The sequence below is a fragment of the Paracoccus sp. FO-3 genome (assembly GCF_006386455.1).
Lineage (GTDB): Bacteria > Pseudomonadota > Alphaproteobacteria > Rhodobacterales > Rhodobacteraceae > Paracoccus > Paracoccus versutus.
Window position 1 is genome coordinate 1 of record NZ_VCBQ01000291.1, and the last position, 770, is coordinate 770.

Annotated in this window: 1 protein-coding gene; it reads left to right on the forward strand. The window is 64.3% G+C overall.

From position 1 onward, the window contains the following. Positions 1-770, forward strand: a 770-nt coding sequence (gene nrdD / locus FE811_RS27045) for an anaerobic ribonucleoside-triphosphate reductase (protein ID WP_305034205.1), incomplete at both ends; no start/stop codon positions are given.

The window sequence follows — 770 nt, forward strand, 5'->3', positions numbered from 1 at the left end:
GACCTGCATATCCACGACCTCGACATGCTGGCCGGCTATTGCGCCGGCTGGTCGCTGCGCACCTTGCTGACCGAGGGGTTCAACGGCGTCCTCGGCAAGGTCGAGGCCGGGCCGCCGAAGCGCCTGTCCAGCGCCATCGGCCAGATCGTGAACTTCCTGGGCACGCTGCAGAACGAATGGGCCGGCGCGCAGGCCTTCAGTTCCTTCGACACCTATATGGCCCCCTTCATCCGCAAGGATGGCTTGGGCTATGCCGAGGTGCGGCAGGCCATGCAGGAGCTGATCTTCAACCTCAACGTCCCCTCGCGCTGGGGCACGCAGACCCCGTTCACCAACCTGACCTTCGACTGGGTCTGCCCCGAGGATCTGCGCGACCAGGTGCCGGTCATCGGCGGGCAGCCGATGAATTTCACCTATGGCGCCTTGCAGGCCGAGATGGACATGATCAACCGCGCCTATATCGAGGTGATGGCGCGCGGCGACGAAAAGGGCCGGGTCTTCACCTTTCCGATCCCGACCTACAACATCACGCCGGACTTTCCCTGGGACAGCGAGAACGCCAAGCTGCTGTTCGCGATGACGGCGAAATACGGCCTGCCCTATTTCCAGAACTTCCTGAACTCGGACCTCAAGCCGAACATGGTGCGGTCCATGTGCTGCCGGCTGCAACTGGACCTGACCGAGCTGCTGAAACGCGGCAACGGCCTGTTCGGCAGCGCCGAGCAGACCGGCTCGCTGGGCGTCGTCACCGTCAACTGCGCGCGGCTGGG